This window comes from Enterobacter sp. J49, from assembly GCF_002148625.1.
In the GTDB taxonomy this organism is placed as follows: Bacteria; Pseudomonadota; Gammaproteobacteria; order Enterobacterales; family Enterobacteriaceae; genus Enterobacter; species Enterobacter ludwigii.
The window spans coordinates 589,645-611,450 of the sequence record NZ_MWPY01000030.1; the positions used below are offsets into that span (position 1 = coordinate 589,645).

General features: G+C 55.7%; 21 protein-coding genes and 1 tRNA gene. 5 read left to right on the plus strand and 17 right to left on the minus strand.

Going from position 1 to position 21,806, the window contains the following annotated elements; genetic code table 11:
* The 5 genes from nqrE to BJP35_RS11660 are packed head-to-tail and all read right to left on the minus strand — an operon-like array spanning position 1 to position 4,604.
* Positions 1-597, minus strand: a complete 597-nt coding sequence (nqrE, locus tag BJP35_RS11640; RefSeq protein WP_086463125.1) for an NADH:ubiquinone reductase (Na(+)-transporting) subunit E — start codon at positions 595-597, stop codon at positions 1-3.
* 6 nt (positions 598-603) lie between these two features.
* Positions 604-1,242, minus strand: a complete 639-nt coding sequence (locus tag BJP35_RS11645; RefSeq protein WP_025205100.1) for an NADH:ubiquinone reductase (Na(+)-transporting) subunit D — start codon at positions 1,240-1,242, stop codon at positions 604-606.
* A complete protein-coding gene (locus tag BJP35_RS11650; RefSeq protein ID WP_079231381.1) occupies positions 1,235-2,029 on the minus strand; it encodes a Na(+)-translocating NADH-quinone reductase subunit C in 795 nt (264 codons plus the stop codon). The genes BJP35_RS11645 and BJP35_RS11650 overlap by 8 nt, the downstream gene beginning before the upstream one ends.
* Positions 2,022-3,257, minus strand: a complete 1,236-nt coding sequence (locus BJP35_RS11655; RefSeq protein ID WP_086463126.1) for an NADH:ubiquinone reductase (Na(+)-transporting) subunit B — start codon at positions 3,255-3,257, stop codon at positions 2,022-2,024. Before BJP35_RS11655 ends, BJP35_RS11650 begins: the two co-directional genes overlap by 8 nt.
* Positions 3,258-3,260: 3 nt before the next feature.
* Complete coding sequence (locus BJP35_RS11660) at positions 3,261-4,604, minus strand: Na(+)-translocating NADH-quinone reductase subunit A (protein ID WP_086463127.1); 1,344 nt, start codon at positions 4,602-4,604, stop codon at positions 3,261-3,263.
* A gap of 298 nt (positions 4,605-4,902) precedes the next feature.
* Between BJP35_RS11660 and dpaA the strand changes: the two genes are divergently transcribed.
* Positions 4,903-5,643 (plus strand): peptidoglycan meso-diaminopimelic acid protein amidase, encoded by a 741-nt coding sequence (gene dpaA / locus BJP35_RS11665; RefSeq protein WP_014168757.1) that lies wholly within the window; start codon positions 4,903-4,905, stop codon positions 5,641-5,643.
* Here the strand turns inward: dpaA and BJP35_RS11670 are convergent.
* Together BJP35_RS11670 and lpcA are read right to left on the minus strand one after the other, a co-directional pair.
* Entirely contained in the window at positions 5,614-6,381 is a 768-nt protein-coding gene (locus tag BJP35_RS11670) for a class II glutamine amidotransferase (protein ID WP_014168756.1), read from the minus strand. The genes dpaA and BJP35_RS11670 overlap by 30 nt on opposite strands.
* Positions 6,382-6,427: 46 nt before the next feature.
* Positions 6,428-7,006 (minus strand): D-sedoheptulose 7-phosphate isomerase, encoded by a 579-nt coding sequence (lpcA, locus tag BJP35_RS11675; protein ID WP_014168755.1) that lies wholly within the window; start codon positions 7,004-7,006, stop codon positions 6,428-6,430.
* A 239-nt stretch (positions 7,007-7,245) separates the two neighbouring features.
* Between lpcA and fadE the strand changes: the two genes are divergently transcribed.
* The gene (gene fadE / locus BJP35_RS11680) at positions 7,246-9,690 is read left to right on the plus strand and encodes an acyl-CoA dehydrogenase FadE (protein WP_014168754.1); all 2,445 of its coding nucleotides are present in this window, start codon (positions 7,246-7,248) and stop codon (positions 9,688-9,690) included.
* Positions 9,691-9,798: 108 nt separating this feature from the next.
* Positions 9,799-10,569 (plus strand): amidohydrolase, encoded by a 771-nt coding sequence (locus BJP35_RS11685; RefSeq protein ID WP_014168753.1) that lies wholly within the window; start codon positions 9,799-9,801, stop codon positions 10,567-10,569.
* A 41-nt stretch (positions 10,570-10,610) separates the two neighbouring features.
* Here the strand turns inward: BJP35_RS11685 and BJP35_RS11690 are convergent, their stop codons facing one another.
* The 9 genes from BJP35_RS11690 to dnaQ form a co-directional block, all read right to left on the minus strand.
* The gene (locus tag BJP35_RS11690) at positions 10,611-12,212 is read right to left on the minus strand and encodes a gamma-glutamyltransferase family protein (protein WP_020882793.1); all 1,602 of its coding nucleotides are present in this window, start codon (positions 12,210-12,212) and stop codon (positions 10,611-10,613) included.
* 9 nt (positions 12,213-12,221) lie between these two features.
* Positions 12,222-13,097 (minus strand): ABC transporter permease, encoded by an 876-nt coding sequence (locus BJP35_RS11695; RefSeq protein ID WP_086463128.1) that lies wholly within the window; start codon positions 13,095-13,097, stop codon positions 12,222-12,224.
* A gap of 2 nt (positions 13,098-13,099) precedes the next feature.
* Positions 13,100-14,041, minus strand: a complete 942-nt coding sequence (locus tag BJP35_RS11700; protein ID WP_020882795.1) for an ABC transporter permease — start codon at positions 14,039-14,041, stop codon at positions 13,100-13,102.
* Between the two features lie 18 nt (positions 14,042-14,059).
* The gene (locus BJP35_RS11705) at positions 14,060-15,574 is read right to left on the minus strand and encodes an ABC transporter substrate-binding protein (RefSeq protein WP_179193654.1); all 1,515 of its coding nucleotides are present in this window, start codon (positions 15,572-15,574) and stop codon (positions 14,060-14,062) included.
* Between the two features lie 2 nt (positions 15,575-15,576).
* The gene (locus tag BJP35_RS11710; RefSeq protein ID WP_047744229.1) at positions 15,577-16,659 is read right to left on the minus strand and encodes an ABC transporter ATP-binding protein; all 1,083 of its coding nucleotides are present in this window, start codon (positions 16,657-16,659) and stop codon (positions 15,577-15,579) included.
* Positions 16,656-17,669: an ABC transporter ATP-binding protein gene (locus BJP35_RS11715; protein ID WP_047744231.1), complete on the minus strand. Its 1,014-nt coding sequence runs from the start codon at positions 17,667-17,669 to the stop codon at positions 16,656-16,658. The genes BJP35_RS11710 and BJP35_RS11715 overlap by 4 nt, the downstream gene beginning before the upstream one ends.
* The gene (locus BJP35_RS11720; RefSeq protein ID WP_014168746.1) at positions 17,666-18,385 is read right to left on the minus strand and encodes a FadR/GntR family transcriptional regulator; all 720 of its coding nucleotides are present in this window, start codon (positions 18,383-18,385) and stop codon (positions 17,666-17,668) included. The genes BJP35_RS11715 and BJP35_RS11720 overlap by 4 nt, the downstream gene beginning before the upstream one ends.
* Positions 18,386-18,770: 385 nt before the next feature.
* Positions 18,771-18,847, minus strand: a tRNA-Asp gene (locus BJP35_RS11725).
* A gap of 132 nt (positions 18,848-18,979) precedes the next feature.
* Complete coding sequence (gene dnaQ, locus BJP35_RS11730; protein WP_032677465.1) at positions 18,980-19,711, minus strand: DNA polymerase III subunit epsilon; 732 nt, start codon at positions 19,709-19,711, stop codon at positions 18,980-18,982.
* Positions 19,712-19,775: 64 nt separating this feature from the next.
* On the opposite strand from dnaQ, the gene rnhA reads away from it, so the two are divergent.
* Positions 19,776-20,243, plus strand: coding sequence for a ribonuclease HI (gene rnhA / locus BJP35_RS11735; RefSeq protein WP_014168741.1), 468 nt, complete (start codon positions 19,776-19,778; stop codon positions 20,241-20,243).
* Here the strand turns inward: rnhA and BJP35_RS11740 are convergent, their stop codons facing one another.
* Positions 20,244-20,960 (minus strand): class I SAM-dependent methyltransferase, encoded by a 717-nt coding sequence (locus BJP35_RS11740; RefSeq protein WP_020882800.1) that lies wholly within the window; start codon positions 20,958-20,960, stop codon positions 20,244-20,246. It abuts the gene before it with no gap.
* Positions 20,961-20,992: 32 nt separating this feature from the next.
* Here BJP35_RS11740 and gloB point away from each other — a divergent pair, with 32 nt between their 5' ends.
* Positions 20,993-21,751, plus strand: coding sequence for a hydroxyacylglutathione hydrolase (gloB, locus tag BJP35_RS11745; protein ID WP_025205125.1), 759 nt, complete (start codon positions 20,993-20,995; stop codon positions 21,749-21,751).
* Positions 21,752-21,806 lie beyond the last annotated feature (55 nt).

Here is a 21,806-nt window from a genome sequence, read left to right on the forward strand (position 1 = left end):
TTATAGCTGCACACCGGAGAAGGACATAAAGCCCAGCGCCATCAGCCCGGTGGTGATAAAGGTGATCCCTAAGCCACGTAAACCCGCAGGCACATTGGCATATTTCATTTTTTCGCGGATCCCCGCCATGGTGACGATAGCCAGCATCCAGCCGATGCCGGAGCCGAAACCATACACAACGGATTCACTGAAGTTGTAATCACGCTGAACCATAAACGAGACGCCACCAAAGATGGCGCAGTTCACCGCGATCAACGGCAGAAAAATCCCCAGCGCGTTGTATAGCGACGGGAAATACCTGTCGAGGATCATCTCCAGGATTTGTACCAGCGCCGCAATCACACCGATAAAGGTGATGAAGTTCAGGAAGCTGAGATCGACACCCTCTACCAGCGCACCGTCGCGCAGCACAAAGTTGTACACCAGGTTGTTAATCGGTACAGATAAGCCGAGCACCACCGTGACCGCGACACCCAGACCAAATGCCGTCGATACCTTTTTGGAAACGGCAAGAAACGTACACATGCCCAGGAAAAACGCGAGTGCCATGTTTTCAACAAACACCGCGCGCACAAATAAACTCAGGTAATAAGCCATCGTCGGTTACTCCTTTTCCTGCTGTTCTGGCTTCAGGGTACGAATCAGCCAGATCAGCAAACCGATAATGAAAAATGCGCTTGGGGCCAGCAGGAAGAGTCCGTTTGGCAGATACCAGCCGCCGTTTTGTACCGTGTCCAGCACCGTGACGCCAAACAGCTTACCGCTGCCGATCAGCTCGCGCAGGAACCCAACGGTCAGCAGGATAACGCCGTAACCGAGACCGTTACCGATCCCGTCCATAAAGCTCGCCAGCGGAGGCATTTTCATCGCATAAGCTTCGGCACGCCCCATCACGATGCAGTTGGTGATAATCAGGCCGACAAACACCGAGAGCTGTTTTGACGTTTCATACGCGAAAGCGCGCAATAGCTGATCGACCACGATCACCAGCGACGCGATGATCGCCATCTGCACAATGATCCTCACGCTATTCGGGATGTGGTGGCGGATCATGGAGATAAACATGCTGGAAAATGCCGTCACCAGCGTGACCGCGACGGTCATAACCAGCGCGGTTTCCAGTTTTGTCGTGACCGCCAGCGCCGAACAGACGCCCAGTACCTGTAAGGTAATAGGGTTATTCGCCAGCAGCGGGCCAATGAGCACCTTTTTGACTTCTTTCAGTTCACCCGTATCAGCCATTGTTCAGCGCTCCTTCACGTACGTTTTTCAGGAAAGGACCAAAGCCCAGCTCGCCCATCCAGAAATCAAAACTGTGCTGCACCCCTTTTGACGTGAGCGTTGCCCCGGAAAGCCCGTCTACGGCATATTCGTCACCCGGACGCGCAGCCCCTTTCATCACCTTCAGGGCAGGCAGTCCGTTATCGTCGAGCACTTTCTTGCCGACAAACTGCGCGCGCCAGTTAGGGTTTTCAACCTCACCGCCGAGCCCCGGCGTTTCGCCCTGGTCATAATAGGTAATCCCTTTCACCGTGCGACCATCCGTATCGAGTGCCACAAAGGCGTACATCATCGACCATAGCCCGTTGCCGTATATCGGCAGCACGATCTCCTGCACCCGCTTCTGCTCATCGCGCACAAGGTAAATTTCGGCGAGGTTACTGCGACGCTTGATGCCAGCGGGATCTTGCGATGCCTCCAGCGTCAGGCTCATCTCAGGGTCTTTCAGTGCCAGTGCCTGGTTAAATTTCGTCGGGTCTTTATCCAGCAACTGGCCGGTTTTTAAATCCACCAGACGCGCCGAAATGCGCTCCGCGAAGAGTTCAGCCACGTCGTCTGTACTCATCCCTTCCTGCATTAACCCGGCCACAGCCAGGATGTTGCGTTGTTTATCCAGCGCACGCTGCTCCTGTTGCCGTGGTTTTAATCCCACGGCAGAGCCGGCCACGACAATGGAACAGACCAGGCAAAGGACCAGCACCACCAGCAGCGTTTTGCCGATGCTATCGTTATTCTTGCTTTCAGCCACGCGCTTTCCTCCGCTTAATGTTGGCGCGCACGACCAGATAGTCAAAGAGCGGCGCAAACAGATTGGCAAACAGAATGGCCAACATCATCCCTTCCGGATAAGCCGGGTTGACCACACGAATCAGGACACACATCGCACCAATGAGCACGCCATAGCTCCATTTACCTTTGTCGGTAAAGGACGCAGAGACAGGATCGGTGGCCATGAACATCATGCCGAAAGCGAACCCACCCAGCACCAGATGCCAGTACCAGGGCATGGAGAACATCGGGTTGGTGGCGGAACCGATGAAATTAAACATCGTGGCTGTTAACACCATGCCAATCATTACCCCTGCGACAATGCGCCACGACGCGACGCGTCCGAAGAGAATGATGGCCCCCCCGAGTAAAATCATCAGCGTGGAAACTTCCCCAACAGAGCCGGGAATGTTGCCAATAAAGGCATCCAGCCAGGTCACGGGTTGACCCGTGGCGTTGTTAACCAGCGTTTCGCCCCCGTGCGCGGCCCACTGTGAAAGCGGCGTCGCACCCGAGAACCCATCCGCGGCCGTCCACACCAGGTCGCCCGAGATTTGCGCCGGATACGCAAAGAACAGGAAAGCTCGCCCGGCCAGCGCCGGGTTGAGGAAGTTGCGCCCGGTGCCACCGAAGATCTCCTTGGCAATCACCACGCCAAAACTGATCCCCAGTGCCGCCTGCCAGAGCGGCAGCGTTGGTGGAACAATCAGGGCAAACAGAATCGACGTCACGAAGAAGCCTTCGTTGATCTCATGTTTGCGAATGATGGCGAACAGCACTTCCCAGAAGCCCCCCACGATAAACACCGTGATGTAGATTGGCAGGAAGAATACGGCTCCCAGCGTCATCATGCTTATCCAGCTGGCATCGGCTGCAAAGCTGACGCCCAACGTCTGGGCCAGGCGGTAGTGCCAGTCCGACTGGATAACCTGAGCCAGCTGTGGGGCATCATATAAATGATGCAGCGCCGGAATGGTCTGCAGGCCAACGTTGTACATACCCCAGAACATGGCCGGGAAGACCGCAAACCAGACCAGAATCATCATTCGTTTGAGGTCGATAGCATCGCGGACGTGTGCCGCCCCTTTTGTGACCAGCCCCGGCGTGTAGAAAATGGTCGCCGTTGCTTCATACAGCGGGTAGTACTTCCTGAGCTTCCCGTGCGTAAAGTGCGGCTCTATTTTTTCAAAGAGGTGTTTTAAGCCCATCAGTTATCCTTCCTGCTCAATGCGGGTTAACACCTCGCGCAATACCGGTCCATATTCGTATTTTCCCGGACAGACATAGGTACAGAGCGCCAGATCTTCTTCGTCAAGCTCGAGGCACCCCAGCGCCTGGGCACTGTCGGTGTCGCCGGCCAGCAGATCGCGCAGCAGCAGAGTTGGCAGAATATCCAGCGGCATAACGCGCTCGTAGTTGCCAATCGGAACCATGGCGCGCTCTCCGCCGTGGGTGCTGGTCGAGAAATTAAAGAGTTTGCGACGCAGGAAGTGCCCAAGGGTGGTGCGGGTCACGGAATACTTCTCAGCGCCCGGCAGAACCCAGCCGAACAGCTCTTTCTCGCGACCTTCCAGAACCACACTGACCTGCAGGTGGAAGCGCCCAAGATACGCCTGCGCGCCATCCGCATGACGGCCACTGAGCACCGAGCCAGAAATCAGGCGGTTTTCGCCCTCTTTCGTTTCACCGGCAAGCAGTTCATTAATGTCCGCCCCCAGCAGCGTTTTCACCAGACGTGGATTTGCTGCCTGTGGCCCGCCGAGGGCGATCACCCGTTCAGCGCACAGTTCACCGGTGGTAAAGAGCTTACCAATGGCAATCACGTCCTGATAATTCAGATGCCAGACCTGTTTCGTCAGGCTCACCGGCTCCAGGAAGTGGATATGCGTTCCGACTAACCCCGCCGGGTGCGGACCTGCAAACGTATTAAACGTAACTTGCCCCTGCGGATGGCCCCCGAGTTTGCCGCCGCCCGCCTGACAGACGTGGACCTTCCCCGAGGTCAGACGGGTTAACACGGTTAGCCCGGCATCAAACGCGTTACGCTGCGCCAGAATAATGGGCTCCGGGTCTGCGCTGAGCGGGTTGGTATCAATGGCGGTGACGAAAATAGCGGCCGGAAGCGTGTCCGGAACAGGCGATTTGCTGAAAGGTCGCGTGCGAAACGCCGTCCACAAGCCGGACGCCAGCAGTTGTGCCTGAACGGCTTCCCGGCTCAGGGCGGCGAGGTCTGCTGCGTCGAAACGGGAAAACTCACGTTGTTCGTCGCCTTCAATACGGATAACCACCGACTGCAGGACGCGACGTTCACCGCGATTGATTGCCACCACGGTACCGCTCGCGGGGGCCGTAAACATAACGCCAGGATTTTTTTTGTCCTCGAAGAGCGCCTGTCCTTTAATGACGCGATCGCCTTCCTGCACCAGCATTGAGGGACGCATTCCCAGGTAGTCATCGCCCAAAATGGCGACATGGCGGACACTTGCGCCAGGCGAAACGTGCGGCTCGGGCACGCCTGCAATCGGCAGATCAAGTCCTTTTCTGATTTTAAACATGTGGTTAGCAAGCTTCCATGAACTTCAATCCAGAGGGGGCGAAGTGTACCATTTTCGCTGTTTTTCGGGCACCAAAACCTCGGTTGCAGGCGCTAAAGTGCGAGGTATTACGCAAAGTTCCTGGAGCCAACGCGATTTTGATGGTTTATAAAGTAAAACTAATTTGTAAACTCACCGTCCGGCTCTTGCGAAAATCTATGGCGGTGCTAATGTGAGCGCACCTAACAGAATAATCTGATTTCGGGTCTCTTTTGCCGTCCTGGCAATTTGGTCTTAGTTTTATCAAGGAACTAGTAGTATGCGTAAAATCGCATTGTTCATTGCGATGCTCCTGATTCCGTGCGTATCGTTTGCCGGGCTGCTCAGCAGCAATAGCTCAACCACGCCGGTCAGCAAAGAATATAAACAGCAGTTAATGGGATCACCGGTTTATATTCAAATCTTCAAGGAAGAACGCACACTCGATCTGTTTGTAAAAATGGGCGAGACATATCAGCTGCTTGATAGTTACAAGATTTGTAACTACTCCGGTGGTCTGGGGCCAAAACAGCGTCAGGGCGATTTCAAAAGTCCGGAAGGGTTTTACAACGTTCAGCGTAGCCAGCTAAAACCTGACAGCCGCTTCTATAAAGCCATTAACATTGGCTTCCCGAACGCCTATGACCGTGCCCACGGTTATGAAGGCAAATACCTGATGATCCACGGTGCATGCGTGTCTATCGGCTGTTATGCGATGACCGATACCGGCATTGATGAGATTTTCCAGTTTGTCACCGGCGCACTGGTCTTTGGTCAGCCGAACGTTCAGGTCAGCATCTACCCGTTCCGCATGACCGATGCCAACATGGCGCGTCACAAGTACTCCTACTACGCGGATTTCTGGAAACAGCTGAAACCGGGTTACGACTACTTTGAGCAGACGCACAAGCCGCCGGTTGTCTCGGTTGTCGATGGCCGCTATGTGGTCAGCAAGCCGCTGAGCCACGAAGTCGTCCAGCCGCAGCTGGCATCAAACTACTCGGTCCCCGAGACAAAATAAGACCCACTCGCCTGGCATAATCTTTTGCCAGGTTTCGTTGCCCGTCAGCGGCTGGGTCGCGATCACTGTGACCACATCATTCGGTGTGGTCTCTCGTTGAAAATCAATTTCCACATCCTGATCGAGCAGCTTGGCGACGCCAAACGGCGCGCGGCGCGTGATCCAGAACAGATTGGTCGAACAGAACGCCATCACATAACGCCCGTCAGACAGCAGCATGTTGAACACGCCCTTCTCACGCAGTTCTGATGCCAGCGACGCAATGTATTTGAAGACGGCGGTCATGTTGCCGGGCGTGCGTGGATAACGCTGCGTCAGCTTGTGCAGCAGCCAGCAAAACGCTTTTTCGCTGTCGGTCTCACCGACCGGACGGAAATTGCCCGTCTCCAGCGACTTATAGCCGGAGAGCTGGCCATTGTGCGCGTAGGTCCAGTGACGGCCCCACAGCTCGCGGGTGAACGGGTGGGTATTTTCCAGCGCCACTTCCCCACGGTTTGCCTGACGGATGTGGGCAATCACCGAGCGGGACTTAATGGGATAGTCCTGCACCAGTCTGGCAATCGGGGAATTAAAGCTGGGCTGGGGATCTTTGAATGTGCGACATCCTTTGCCTTCGTAGAAGGTAATGCCCCAGCCGTCTTTATGCGGCCCGGTGCCCCCGCCGCGCTGAACGAGCCCGGTGAAGCTAAAGCAGATATCGGTTGGCACATTGGCGCTCATCCCGAGCAATTCGCACATACATCACCTCCACAACAGCGGGGGCAATCATGCCCCCAGCGAAGTCTTACTTAACCATCTCTTTTTCGATCAGCTGGATCAGGATGTGGATCACTTTGATGTGAATTTCCTGAATGCGGTCAGCATAACCGAAGTGTGGAACACGGATTTCGATATCCGCCGTACCGTCCATCTTACCGCCATCTTTACCGGTCAGGGTGATGACTTTCATCCCTTTTTCACGCGCTGCGGCAATCGCTTTGATCACGTTAGCCGAGTTTCCGGACGTCGAAATACCCAGCAGCACGTCACCTTCACGGCCCACGGCTTCAACGTAGCGAGAGAAAATATAGTCATAACCAAAATCGTTACTGACGCAGGAAATGTGGCTCACATCGGAAATCGCAATCGCCGGGTAGCCCGGACGGTTTTCACGATAACGCCCGGTAAGCTCTTCTGCAAAGTGCATCGCATCACAGTGGGAACCACCGTTACCACAGGAGAGCACTTTACCGCCGGCCTTGAAACTGTCGGCCAGCAGGACCGCTGCGCGCTGAATAGCGTGAATATTGGCATCATCTTTCAGAAAGTTAGCCAGCGTTTCCGCCGCTTCGTTCAGTTCGTTACGAATAAGATCCTGGTACATGAGGATAATCCTTCAGTATTGATGAAATAACACAGTGGAGTGTACCGGATAGCGGGAAAAGCGAGAAGCTAAAGCCATGCGAATCGTCTGGCGTTTTGCGTTTTCGTGCCGGCTTAAACCTGAACAATGTGAACCAGGTTGTAATTATTTTGTAAACACATTGCTAAAGGAAATAACATCAACTACAACCATATCATCACAAGTGGTCAGACCTCCTACAAGCAAGGGAGCTTTTCTTTATGATGATTTTGAGCATTCTCGCAACCGTTGTTCTGCTCGGTGTGCTGTTCTATCACCGGGTGAGTTTATTCCTGAGCAGTCTGATTCTGCTGGCCTGGACGGCTGCGCTTGGCGTCGCTGGCCTGTGGAATATCTGGCTTTTAGTCCCGCTGGCTATCATTCTTCTGCCGTTTAACTTTACGCCGATGCGTAAATCGATGATCTCCGCGCCGGTGTTCAAAGGCTTCCGCAAAGTGATGCCGCCCATGTCGCGTACGGAGAAAGAAGCGATTGATGCCGGTACCACCTGGTGGGAAGGAGACCTGTTCCAGGGCAACCCGGACTGGAAAAAGCTGCACAACTATCCGCAACCGCGTCTGACCGCTGAAGAACAGGCCTTTATTGATGGTCCGGTGGAAGAAGCGTGCCGCATGGCAAATGACTTCGCGATTACCCATGAAATGGCGGACCTGCCGCCAGAACTGTGGGCGTATCTGAAAGAACACCGCTTCTTCGCGATGATCATTAAGAAAGAGTACGGCGGTCTGGAGTTTTCCGCTTACGCTCAGGCCCGCGTCCTGCAAAAACTGGCAGGCGTTTCCGGGATCCTGGCGATCACCGTTGGCGTGCCGAACTCGTTAGGCCCGGGTGAACTGCTGCAACACTACGGTACCGAAGAGCAGAAAGATCACTACCTGCCGCGTCTGGCACGCGGCCAGGAAATTCCGTGCTTCGCGCTGACCAGCCCGGAAGCGGGTTCCGATGCGGGTGCGATCCCGGATACCGGCGTCGTCTGCATGGGTGAATGGCAGGGTCAACAGGTGCTGGGGATGCGCCTGACCTGGAACAAACGTTATATTACGCTCGCCCCTATCGCGACCGTGCTGGGCCTGGCCTTTAAGCTCTCCGATCCGGAAAAACTGCTGGGCGGTGAAGAAGATCTGGGCATTACCTGTGCGCTGATCCCAACCTCCACCCCAGGCGTTGAAATTGGTCGTCGCCACTTCCCGCTGAACGTACCGTTCCAGAACGGCCCAACCCGCGGCAAGGATATCTTTGTACCGATTGATTACATCATCGGTGGTCCAAAAATGGCCGGTCAGGGCTGGCGCATGCTGGTGGAATGTCTGTCGGTTGGCCGCGGTATTACCCTGCCGTCGAACTCGACCGGTGGTTTGAAATCTGTCGCGATGGGGATTGGTGCATACGCCCATATCCGCCGTCAGTTCAAAATCTCTATCGGCAAGATGGAAGGGATCGAAGAGCCGCTGGCACGTATCGCAGGCAACGCCTACGTGATGGATGCTGCCGCTTCCCTGATTACCTACGGCATTATGCTGGGCGAAAAACCGGCCGTGCTGTCAGCTATCGTGAAGTATCACTGTACCCACCGCGCACAGCAGTCAATCATTGATGCAATGGATATTGCGGGCGGTAAAGGCATTATGCTCGGCGAGGGCAACTTCCTGGCGCGCGGCTACCAGGGCGCACCGATTGCCATCACCGTTGAAGGGGCAAACATTCTGACCCGCAGCATGATGATCTTCGGCCAGGGGGCAATCCGTTGCCATCCTTATGTGCTGGAAGAGATGGCCGCCGCGCAGAATAACGACGTGGATGCTTTCGACAAGCTGCTGTTCAAACATATTGGTCACGTGGGCAGTAATAAGGTACGTAGCTTCTGGCTGGGTCTGACGCGCGGTCTTACCAGCGCCACGCCAACCGGTGATGCGACCAAGCGTTATTACCAGCATCTTAACCGCCTGAGCGCCAACCTCGCTCTGCTGTCAGATGTTTCTATGGCGGTGCTGGGCGGTAGCCTGAAGCGTCGCGAGCGTATCTCTGCCCGTCTGGGTGATGTGCTGAGCCAAATCTTCCTGGCCTCTGCGGTCCTGAAACGCTACGACGATGAAGGCCGTCAGGAAGCCGATCTGCCGCTGGTTCACTGGGGTGTTCAGGATGCGATGTATCAGGCGGAACAGGCCATTGACGATCTGCTGGCGAACTTCCCGAACCGCTTTGTTGCAGGTGCCCTTCGCGTGGTGATCTTCCCGACCGGTCGTCATCATCTGGCGCCGTCTGACAAACTGGATCACAAAGTGGCGAAGATCCTGCAGGTACCGAGCGCAACCCGTTCCCGTATCGGCCGCGGTCAGTATCTGGCTCCCACGCCGCATAACCCGGTTGGTCTGCTGGAAGAAGCGCTGCTGGACGTGATGGCTGCCGATCCCATCCACCAGAAGATCTGTAAACAGCTGGGCAAAAACCTGCCGTTCACCCGCCTGGATGAACTGGCGAAACAGGCCCTGACGGGCGGGATCATCAACAATGATGAAGCCGCTCTGCTGGTGAAAGCCGAAGAGAGCCGTCTGCGCAGCATTAACGTGGATGATTTCGACCCGGATGAGCTGGCGACACAGCCGGTAAAGCTGCCGGAGAAGGTCCGCAAACCTGAAGCTGCATAACGCGTTTCGCTTCTACAAACCCCGCCACGCGCGGGGTTTTTTATTGCCACATTTTCTCTTTATGTCGTGCTACAGTGTCAAAAAGTGGTCGTTTGAGGAGTCTGAATTGTGCCTGGTCTGAAGATTTCGATTTTGCAGCAACCTTTAGTGTGGATGGACGGCCCTGCCAACCTGCGCCACTTTGATCGTCAACTGGAAGGCATTACCGGGCGTGATGTGATTGTCCTGCCGGAGATGTTCACTACCGGCTTCGCCATGGAAGCGGCGCAACAGTCAATGCCACAGCAAGAGGTGGTCGCCTGGATGCACGCCAAAGCGCAGCAAACCAATGCGCTGATTGCCGGCAGCGCTGCGCTGCAAACCGAACGCGGGCCGGTCAACCGCTTCCTGCTGGTCGAGCCGGAAGGGAAAGTGCATTTCTATGATAAACGCCATCTGTTCCGCATGGCAGATGAACATCATCACTATGAAGCGGGTGATGCGCGCGTGGTGTTCGAATGGCGCGGCTGGCGTATTCTGCCGCTGGTTTGCTACGACCTGCGCTTCCCGGTGTGGTCACGCAACCGCAACGATTACGACCTGGCGCTGTATGTCGCCAACTGGCCTGCCCCGCGCTCCCTGCACTGGCAGTCGCTGCTGGTCGCACGCGCCATTGAAAACCAGGCGTATGTGGTCGGCTGTAACCGCGTGGGGACCGATGGCAACGGGCATCATTATCGGGGGGATAGCCGGGTGGTGAACCCGCAGGGTGAAATTATTGCCACCGCCGAGCCGCATCAGGCAACGCGCATTGATGCTGAGTTGTCACTGACGGCCCTGAAGGAATATCGCGAGAAGTTTCCGGCCTGGCAGGATGCGGATCCGTTTAGCATTGGATAACGGTTTCCCCTCCCTCTCACAGGAAGAGGGAGGGGACATCATTAACTCACCAGCGCCTGCCCGTCTTTGCGGCTCTCTGTCGCCGCCACATAGTGCCCTTCCGGCATACGATAAATCACCTGCGCGCCACCGAAGTTGTAATCCTGGAGCGGATCTTCCACCACGATCTGGTGCCCGCGCTCACGCAGTGCGGCGATAGTATTGCGATCGAACGTCGATTCGACGATCACTTCCCTGCCCTGCACCACACGCCAGCGAGGCGCATCAATTGCCGCCTGTGGGTTTTGCCCGTGCAGCATGATGCGCAGCGCCATCTGCATATGCCCCTGCGCCTGCATTGGGCCGCCCATGACGCCAAAGGACATCAGCGGTTTGCCGTTGCCGTCCATCGCAAAGCCCGGAATGATGGTGTGGAACGGACGCTTACTGCCCGCCAGCGCATTCGGATGGTTTGGATCCAGCACAAAGCCACAGCCGCGGTTTTGCAGACTGATCCCGGTCTCCGGCACCACAATCCCGGATCCAAAGCCCATATAGTTGGACTGAATAAAGGAGATCATCATACCGCTGGAATCTGCAGCGCTCAGGTAGACCGTGCCGCTCTGCGTCGGCGAACCGTAGACGAAATCGGAGGCGTTATCGGGGTCGATAAGCGCCGCGCGCGACGCCAGGTAACGATCGCTCAGCAACGCCTGGGCCGCGAACTCCATGTGTTCTTCATCAGCGACGTAGCGATCGAGATCCGCCAGCGCCAGTTTCATCGCTTCAATAGACAGATGAAGCGACTGCACGGAATCCGGATGATGTTTTTCAATTCCACACTGCTCCAGAATACCGAGCGCAATCAGCGTGGCGATGCCCTGCCCGTTTGGCGGCAGCTCCTGCACTGAACCACCGGCAAAATCACGCGACAGCAGTTCTACCCAGTCCACACGATGATTGGCCAAATCCTCTGCCGTCAGGTGCGCGCCATGCTCTTTCGCGAAAGCGGCAATTTTCTGCGCCAGCTCGCCGCGGTAAAACGCTTCACCGTTGGTTCTGGCAATCAGCTCCAGCGAATGAGCCTGCGCCGGGTTACGGAAGATCTCGCCAACCCGGGGAGCACGCCCTTCCGGTGCAAAGCAGGCGCTAAAGCCTGGCTGATCTTTGAGCTTGTTATAACCCCGCTGCCAGAGATGGCCAATCAACGGGGAGACCGGAAAACCGTTACGCGCATACTCGATGGCCGGTTGCGCCAGCGTAGTGAGCGGCAGCGTGCCAAAACGTTCTGCCAGCGCCACCCAGCCCGATACCGCACCCGGCACGGTAACGGCGTCCCAGCCAATTTCTGGCACCGCGGTTTTACCGGCAAACAGATCCGCGTGCCAGCTGGCAGGCGAGCGGCCAGAGGCGTTCAGGCCGTGGAGTTTTTCACCATCCCAGACGATGGCAAAGGCATCGCTGCCAATACCGTTGCCGGTGGGTTCAACCACCGTCAACGCCATGGCGGTTGCAACCGCCGCATCAACCGCGTTACCGCCGAGCTGCAGCATCTTCATTCCCGCCTGGGCCGCCAGCGGCTGAGATGTCGCCACGGCGTTGTGGCCCATCATCGGCGGGCGTCGTGAATCGTAACCGGAAGTGAAATCAAGCGCTTTGGTCATCATGACTCCTTAGTCATGGCGCGGATCGAGCGCATCGCGCAGCCCGTCGCCGAGTAAATTAAAGCCCTGCACGGCAAGAAAAATCGCCACACCGGGGAATACAGACATCCACGGAGCCTGCTCAAGGAAACCTTTCGCGGTATTAAGCATTGAGCCCCATGACGGGTTCGGCGGCTGCTGGCCTAACCCCAGAAACGACAGACTGGCTTCAGCAATGATTGCCGAGGCAATGGCCAGCGTGGCCTGTACCAGAATCGGAGACATCACATTGGGCAGCACATACTTAATGATGATCCAGCGATCCGGCAGGCCAATCGCCCTCGCGCCGTCGATATACTCTTCGTCGCGAATGGCGATCACCTGGCCGCGCGTCAGGCGGGCGAAGATCGGCATTGCGGAGAGGCCAATGGCGATCATGGCGTTGGTCAGGCTTGGGCCCAGAAACGCCCCGAGCGCGATCGCCATGATCAGGAACGGACAGGCCAGCAGCGCTTCAATAAAACGCGAGATCACGCCGTCCCACATCTTCTGGAAGTAACCCGCCACCAGCCCCAGCGGAACGCCAATGACCACGGCGATCACCACCGACATACAGCCAGCCATCAACGACGTTCTCGCCCCCCAGATAATGCGGGACAAAATATCGCGGCCCAGTTCATCGGTCCCAAACCAGTACATCGCCGAAGGCGCTTTACGCACCGCCAGGAAATTGGCTTTCACCGGATCAAAAGGCGCGATCCACGGCGCCAGCAGTGCCACCAGCACAAAAAAGCCCACCACTACGGCACCCATCACCGCGCTTTTATTGGCAAGAAATTTCTTCAGCACCCGGTTCTGCGCACGGGGCTGAACCGCGGCAATGGTTTGAGTTGTCAGTTCCGCCATGCTTAACCTCGCATTTTCGGGTTGATAAGAACGTAAAGCACGTCGGCCAGCAGGTTCAGCAGCAGGAAACCGATCGCCACGATAAGCACCACCCCCTGCACCACCGCATAGTCACGGTTAAAGACCGAATCGACGATCATCTTGCCGAACCCTGGAATGGTGAAGACCTGTTCGGTCAGTACCGCGCCACCCAGCAGTTCGCCGAACAGCAGCGTGGTCAGGGTGATCACCGGAACCAGCGCATTGCGAAACGCATGCTTTAAAATCACCGCCTTTGGCAACAGCCCTTTAGCCCGTGCGGTGCGGATGTAATCGGCCTTCATTACCGCGATCATGGAGGCGCGGGTATGGCGCATCAGCGTGGCCGCCAGCCCCGTTCCCAGTACCGAGGCAGGCAACAACAGCGTACGCAGGTTCTGGATCGGATCTTCACTAAACGGCACGAACCCCGACGCTGGCAGCCATTGCAGATTGACCGAGAAGACCAGAATCAACAGGATCCCGAGCCAGAAATGCGGTATCGAGATCCCCGAGATCGCCACAAAGTTGGCACCGTGATCGACCCAGCTGTTTTTGTTGACCGCCGCGAGGATCCCCATGCTGATGCCAAACACCAGCGCGATGATCATCGCCAGCAGCGACAGCTCCAGCGTCACCGGCAGTTTGCTGGCAATGAGCTGGGTGACCGGCTCGTGAGTGCGTAAGGAGACACCAAGATCGCCCTGCAGCGCGCGCGTCAGCCAGTTGAAGTACTGCACAGGGATGGGCGCATCGAGATTGAGCTCAGCACGCAGCTGGGCGATCACCGCCGGATCGCGCTCCTCCCCGGCCATGGCGATCAGCGGATCGCCGGGCAGCAGTTTTTGCAGGCCAAACACCATCATGCTCACCAGCAGTAAGGTCGGGATGGCCAGCAGCAGACGTTTGCAAATCAGTTCCAGCATGGGTTCTCCTCAGGCCAGTTATTTCGCCAGCGTCAGGCCAGCCAGACGCACAATGCCGTCCGGATACGGTTTAAAGCCCTGCACGCTCTTGTTCAGACCAAAAATACGCGGTTCAAAATAGAGGTAGGCGATGGGCATATCCGTCTGCAGCTGTTTCACCACCTTGTCGTACAGCGGCTGACGGACCGCTTTGTCGTTGCTCAGGCGCGCCTGCGTCAGCCATTCATCCACCTGCACGTTACTGTAACGACCGTCGTTAAGGGTGCCTTTGCTGTTAATGAAGCCGTAGATGCTGCCATCCGGATCCGGACGACCCGACCAGCCAGAGAAGCTCAGCTGATAATCACCGCTTTGCTGGCGGTCGAGCAGCGTGGCGAACTCGGTCATTTGCAGGTTCAGGTTAAAGCCAGCCTCTGCCACCATCGCCTGCAGTACCTGACCGACCTGCTGTGAAGTTGGGTTGTTGGGCACCAGCAGATTGACGTTCAGCGGCGTAGTGACGCCTGCCGCTTTCAACAGCGCTTTGGCTTTGTCGACATCGCGTGGTGGCACCGGCAGGTTAACGTGATACGGACTTACGGTAGAAAACGCCTGGTTTGCCGGGGTGTACAGCCCCTCGAAGACCACCTGATTTAACGCATCGCGATCGATTGCCTGTGAAAATGCCTCACGCACGCGGGCATCCTTAAACGGATCGTTCGCCGGGACCTTTCCGTTATTGATATTGAAGGTAATGCCCTGATAACCCAGACCGGTCACCTTCGCCAGCGCCAGTTTGCTGTCGGCTTCGACGGTTTTAACGTCGCTTGCGGCAATGCCTTCCGTCAGATCAAGATCCCCTGCACGCAGGTTAGCCAGACGCACGGAAGCATCCGGGATCGGCAGATAAATAATTTTGTCGAAGTGATAAGCGCCTTTGTTCCAGTAGTTGTCAAAACGCGTCAAAACGATACGGTCCTGCGAGACGCGGCTGTCGAACTTATAGGGGCCAGAGCAGACCGGATGGGCGGCAAAGTCAGGCTTTTTCGCGGCGTCGGGTGCCATCATCGCCCCGGCGCGATCGGTAAGCTGCATCAGCAATGCGGCATCAGGTGTTTTCAGATGCAGGGCAATCTGCATCGGGCCTGTCACCTCAACGGACTCAACGGACGAGATTTCACTTTTACGCAGCGAACCTTTTAACGTCAGCGCGCGGTCGAGGTTGTATTTTGCCGCGGCGGCGTCAAATTTTTCACCGTCATGGAAGGTCACACCTTCACGCAGATCCATGGTCAGCGTTTTGCCGTCGTCACTCCAGGCCCACGATTTCGCCAGCCCGGGAACCACTTTCAGATGCTCATCCACGTCCACCAGCCGGTCGCACAGAGACGCAAAGACGAAACGGCCATAATAGGTGCGCGCAAGATGCGGATCGAGCATGTCCGGATCCGCACCCAGACCAATCCGCAGTACGCTTTCAGAATGGGCGGGCAGCGCCGCGCCAAGCAACATAACACTTCCCAGTACGGTCAAAAGAGAATTACGCATTGTCATTATCATGAGTTCCTTGAAGGAAGGGAGGAGTGAGTGGCCGCGTGTTCAAACAGCGCGCGGCGGCGCAGAAAGGCTGCGGATGGCGGTGCTATCTGGATAACACTGCGATCGCGGTTAATCTCCTGCCAGCGGTGGCAGGCAATCTGGCGTCCCCCGTCCAGCACCTGATTGATCGGCTCGACCTGGCGACATTCATCCGTGGCATACAGACAACGGGTATGGAAACGGCAGCCTGACGGTGGGCTGGCCGGGTTCGGTAAATCCCCCTGCAGCAGAGGTGCCACACGCGGCGTGCCTGGCTGCATCTGGGGGGCGGAGGCGATTAACGCCTGCGTATAGGGGTGTAGCGGGGCATCAAAGATTTCGTCGACGGTCGCAAGCTCAACAATTTGCCCGAGATACATCACCGCCACGCGGTCACTCATATGGCGAATAACCGCCAGGCCATGGGCGACAATCACCATTGTCAGCCCCAGCTGGTGCTTCAGACTTTCCAGCAGGTTGACCACCTGCGCCTGAACCGAGACATCCAGCGCGGAGACCGGCTCGTCCCCCAGCAACAGCTTTGGCCCGGAGGCCAGCGCACGCGCAATGCCAATTCGCTGACGCTGCCCTCCGGAAAATTCGTGCGGATAACGTTGCGCCCAGGCCGCTGGCAGCCCTACGGTTTTAAGCAGTTCCGCCACCCGATATTGCCTGTCGGCTTTCTTCATCGACTGGTGTAGCCACAGCGGCTCACCGACGATCTGCTCGACTGTCATGCGCGGGTTTAACGATGCGAAAGGATCCTGAAAGATGATCTGCAGCTCCCGCCGCAGCTGGTTCAGACGCGCTCCCGAGGCATGAGTGATCTCTTCACCCTGATAAAATACGCGTCCTTCGCTGGCCGCCAGCAGGCGCAGAAGAAGACGGCCCAGCGTCGATTTTCCGGATCCGGACTCGCCCACAATCGCCAGCGTTTCACCAGGCATGACGGAGAGGGAGACGCGATCGACCGCGGTGACAAAACGTGCTGGGGTAAACAGTTTTTTAGGGCCGGGAAAAAGCTTGCTCAGGTCCCGGGCTTCAAGAATGGGCGTCGTCATGCAATTTCTCCCAGCGCAATATGTTGTTCCAGCGGCACGCGGAAGCAGGCCACCTGATGGTCGGTCCCCATCGCCGTCAGCGACGGCTTTTCGTCATGACACCGCGTTTGCGCGAAGGGGCAGCGGGTAGCGAACCGGCACCCTTTGGGCATGGATTCCGGCAGCGGAACGGCACCGGGAATAGTGGAAAGCGCGCCTTTACGTGCGCCGAGGGACGGTATCGAGCCCATCAGTCCTATGGTGTACGGGTGTTGCGGGTCGGCAAAAATGGCCTCCACGCTCCCCTGCTCTACCACCTGTCCGGCATACATTACCGCCACCTGCTGCGCGACTTCCGCCACCACCCCCAGATCGTGGGTGATCATTAACACCGCCGTACCGGTCTCTTCTTTGAGGGTATTAAGCAGCGCAAGGATCTGCGCCTGAATGGTCACATCCAGCGCGGTTGTCGGCTCGTCGGCAATCAGCAAACGTGGATGGTTAATCAGCGCCATCGCAATCATCACGCGCTGACGCATCCCCCCGGAAAGCTGGTGCGGATACGCTTTCAGGCGCATTTCTGCTGCCGGGATCTGCACCTTCTCCAGAATCTGCAGCGCAACCTTCATCGCCTCTGCACGAGAAAGTTTCTGATGGCGCATCACCGCTTCACTGAGCTGGTCTCCCAGCGTGAAGGCAGGGTTGAGCGAGGTCATTGGCTCCTGGAAAATCATTGCCAGTTCGCTGCCGCGAAGATCGGCATATTCCCGCGGTGAAAGCTTTCGTAAGTCGTGACGACGGAACTGCATCTCGCCGCTGACGATCTGTGCGCTGGCGGGCAGTAAGCCCATCAGCGCTAATGAGGTGATACTTTTCCCGCAACCGGATTCCCCCACCAGCGCCAGCGTTTCTCCCGCGTTGACCGTCAGTGAAATACCATCAAGCACGCTCACCGGAGAGCCGGCGAACGTTACGTTAAGCTTTTGCAGCCGCAGTACAGGCGTGGGGTCCTTAAACGGGATCGTCGTCATAGCGTGAAGTCGTCCTCAAGGTGAATAGCCTGAATCAGGGCTGACTGCAGGCTAAGCAGGTGTTCGCGCATGGCGGCCGCTGCTTCATTAGGCTGGCGATGGATAATCGCAGACATGATTTTTTGATGGTGGTCGTTATAGTGATCAACCCGCTCGGGTGTACGGGCTAATTCGCGCAAATGCTGCCAGCCCGGTTCACGTCTGACGGCATCAATGGCATCAAACAGGCCAAGCATCAGGCGATTACCGGCAGCCTCGGCAATGGCGCGGTGAAATGCGCTATCCCAGAGTTCGTTGAGATCGCGGTCGTCCGGGCTGACCTTATCAATGCGTTCCAGCATGCGCTGCATAAGCGCGAGGTTTTCCCTGGTGGCACGCAGTGCCGCAAGCCGGGCTAAGCCGGGTTCGAGCTGTAGACGAGCTTCCATGACTTCCAGAAGGTTGGTTTGCTGAACCAATCCCTGAAGGGCCAGAGGTTCAACAGGTGCAGACGGGCCTATAAAGGTCCCTTTGCCCTGTTTACGCCAGATCCGCCCCTCCTCTTCCAGCACATCCAGCGCACGACGTACTTCACGTCGTCCCACGCCGAGAGTCTCCGACAGCTCACGTTCAGTGGGCAGCGGAGTGCCTGGTGTTGACTCATGCTGGTTGATCAGTCCGCGCAGCTGCTCAAGCGCGGTGCTGGAATTGGCCAGAAACCGTGACGGTTTTTCCATATTGGTTCGCTCGCTATCATCATTACTTTATTTTTATTAACGATAAGTTATTGATATGACGTGCTACTTACCGTGCTAATGATTAAGCAATAAACGAACCAATAAAGCATTGGTTCATGAACTTTCTGAAGGGATGGAGATAAGCGAATGATTTTCTGTGAATTATTTTTTACAAAATTACACATCTGCTCCGCTGCCATAATGACAATCGGTGGCAAAATGCACAAATACGGTGCAAATTATGCACTATCATTGCTCAAATGTTAATTAATTGCACCACAGATATTAACTTTTTGTTAATAAAGACAGGGGGCGGATAAAGAAGATTTGCAGACGCAGAAACAACGAAGGCCTGAATCATTTCTGATTCAGGCCTTCTGAATAGTGGCGGAACGGACGGGACTCGAACCCGCGACCCCCTGCGTGACAGGCAGGTATTCTAACCGACTGAACTACCGCTCCACTGTTCCCGCTGGGGGAACGAGGCGCATATTACGGTTTGCCTCCGGACTCGTCAACGCTTTTTCTCACGTTTTGAATCGTTTGCTGCAAAATTCACCCAAACGATGATTTTACAGGCATTCCGGCCCTTTTTCAGGCCCGCCACATGCAGCTTCCGCCTTTCTTCTGCACTAAATCAAGACGGGATTCATGGTTAAGTAACTCTTCATCACTGGCTAAAACCACCCGCAAACGACTGGCCTGGCGAACAACGCGTTGAATCCCCGCTTCCCCCTGCGTCTGCTGCGATTCATTTTCCATGCTGAACTTCATGGATGTCTGACCACCGGTCATCGCCAGGTAGACATCCGCCAGGATCTGGGCATCGAGCAATGCGCCGTGCAACGTTCGCTTGGTGTTATCTATTTCATAGCGAGAACAGAGCGCATCCAGGCTGTTACGCTTGCCAGGAAACATTTTCCTCGCCAGCGCCAGGCTATCGGTCACCTTACAGAACGTGTTCGTTTTCGGAATATCACGATGGAGCTTACTGAACTCATAGTCCATAAAGCCGATATCGAACGACGCGTTGTGAATGATAAGCTCGGCGCCTTTGATATATTCCAGAAATTCGTCTGCCACTTCCGCGAAGGTCGGTTTATCCAGCAAGAACTCATCGGCGATACCGTGCACGCCGAACGCTTCTGGGTCCACCAGCCGGTCGGGTTTGAGGTAGACATGGAAGTTGTTCCCCGTAAGACGACGGTTCACCACTTCAACAGCACCGATCTCGATGATCTTGTGCCCTTCGTAGTGCGCGCCGATCTGGTTCATACCGGTGGTTTCGGTATCGAGGACAATCTGGCGAGTAATTGCAGTGCTCATAGCGGTCATTTATGTCAGACTTATCGTTTAACTGAACGTTTCAAATACAGGAAGTCTACCAGAGATGCGTAAACAGGTAGAAATTTTCACCGATGGATCTTGCCTCGGCAACCCAGGGCCTGGCGGTTATGGCGCGATTATGCGCTATCGCGAGCATGAAAAAACTTTTAGCGAAGGCTATTTTCTGACCACCAACAACCGCATGGAGTTGATGGCCGCCATTGTGGCGCTGGAAGCGCTAAAAGAACACTGCGATGTGGTGTTGAGCACTGACAGTCAGTACGTACGCCAGGGGATCACCCAGTGGATCCACAACTGGAAAAAACGCGGCTGGAAAACGGCAGATAAAAAGCCGGTCAAAAACGTCGATCTCTGGAAACGTCTTGATGCTGCGCTGGGCCAGCACGAGATTAAATGGGAATGGGTTAAAGGTCACGCAGGCCACCCCGAAAACGAACGATGTGACGAACTGGCACGGGCAGCGGCATCCAACCCCGCTCATGAAGACACAGGCTATCAGCCCGAATCCTGATCAGGGTTTTCTGTACTGTCGCGTGGCGCCCACGGTCTGGCGAATGGGCGATTTCGATTTACTCTGCTTCATCGGATTAAGCGTAAGGGGGATGGTCCGCTTACGCGCGACAATAAACTGCATGCAGCCTAATGCCGGCAGATGGGTGCTCAGAACAACGCCCCCCTGCCGCGCCCAGGGAAGTACCTGAAAACCGCCCGAGCAGAGCACCTCAAAATTCAGCAGTGAAAGCCAGTCAAGCTGGCGCATCATCGTGAACATCCTGCTGTTATACGGCGGTGTCCGGCGAAGCACCGGAACCAGCTTGCGCAGCCCCATCAGACTCAGCGGATTGAACCCGCTGAGTATCAGCCAGCCATCATCAATCAGGACGCGGTCGGCCTCGCGCAGCAGGCGATGAGGATCGCTGCACCAGGGCAACGTGTGTGCCAGCAGGCAGGCATCAACGGACTTTTCCGCAAACGGCAGATGCAAAGGATCCGCTTTCACCTGAACCGGTGATGCGCCAAGAGAGACATTAACCTGATGTGAGATAGCGCAGCTTTCGGTATTGATTTCCGCGCTGAGATTGCCAATCTTAAGCAAGTGAAAACCATACATTTTCGCGAGCCAGGGTTTAAGCTGCTGTTCCAGGTTCTCGCGATAGTATTCACCCCAGGGCAATTCGGCCCAACGTTCAGGTGCCGGGACAATCTGAGGTATCCTTGCCGGTTTCATCAACACACCCACCACGCTATAAGAGGTAATTTATGAATCTTATCAGTATTCCCGCCTTTCAGGACAATTACATCTGGGTTTTAGTCGATGACGAGCGTCGGTGCGTCATTGTCGATCCTGGAGAATCGGCTCCCGTATCAGACGCGATAAAAGAGAACGGCTGGCAACCAGAGGCCATCCTTCTGACCCATCATCATAACGACCACACCGGCGGCGTTGCTGACCTTCGTGCCCAATTCCCGCATCTGGTGGTTTACGGACCGGCAGAGACACAAGATAAGGGAACAACGCAGGTAGTCGAAGAAGGTGAAAATATCCTCATACGCGAGTGGGAGTTTTCTGTATTTGCTACACCAGGTCACACTTTGGGACATCTTTGTTTCTACAGTAAACCTTATCTTTTTTGCGGCGACACGCTGTTCTCCGGAGGCTGCGGAAGGCTTTTTGAGGGCACCCCATCCCAGATGTACCAGTCATTACAGAAGATTAGCGCATTACCTGACGATACCCTTATTTGTTGCGCACATGAGTATACATTAGGAAATATGAAGTTTGCGGCGAGCATCTTGCCAGAGGATCGGGCGATTCAAGATTATTATCACAAAGTGAAGGAGTTACGTGCAAAAAACCAAAAAACACTCCCCGTAATTCTGAAAAATGAGCGTAAAACTAATTTATTTTTACGAACAGATGATATTGATTTAATTGATGAAATTAACAAAGAAACAAATTTGTCACAACCAGAACAACGATTTGCATGGTTAAGGTCAAAGAAAGATAACTTCAGATAATTGCGGGTTGCCTTTTCAAAATTTCGCCGTTATCATCGCTCGTCTTTTAAGCAAC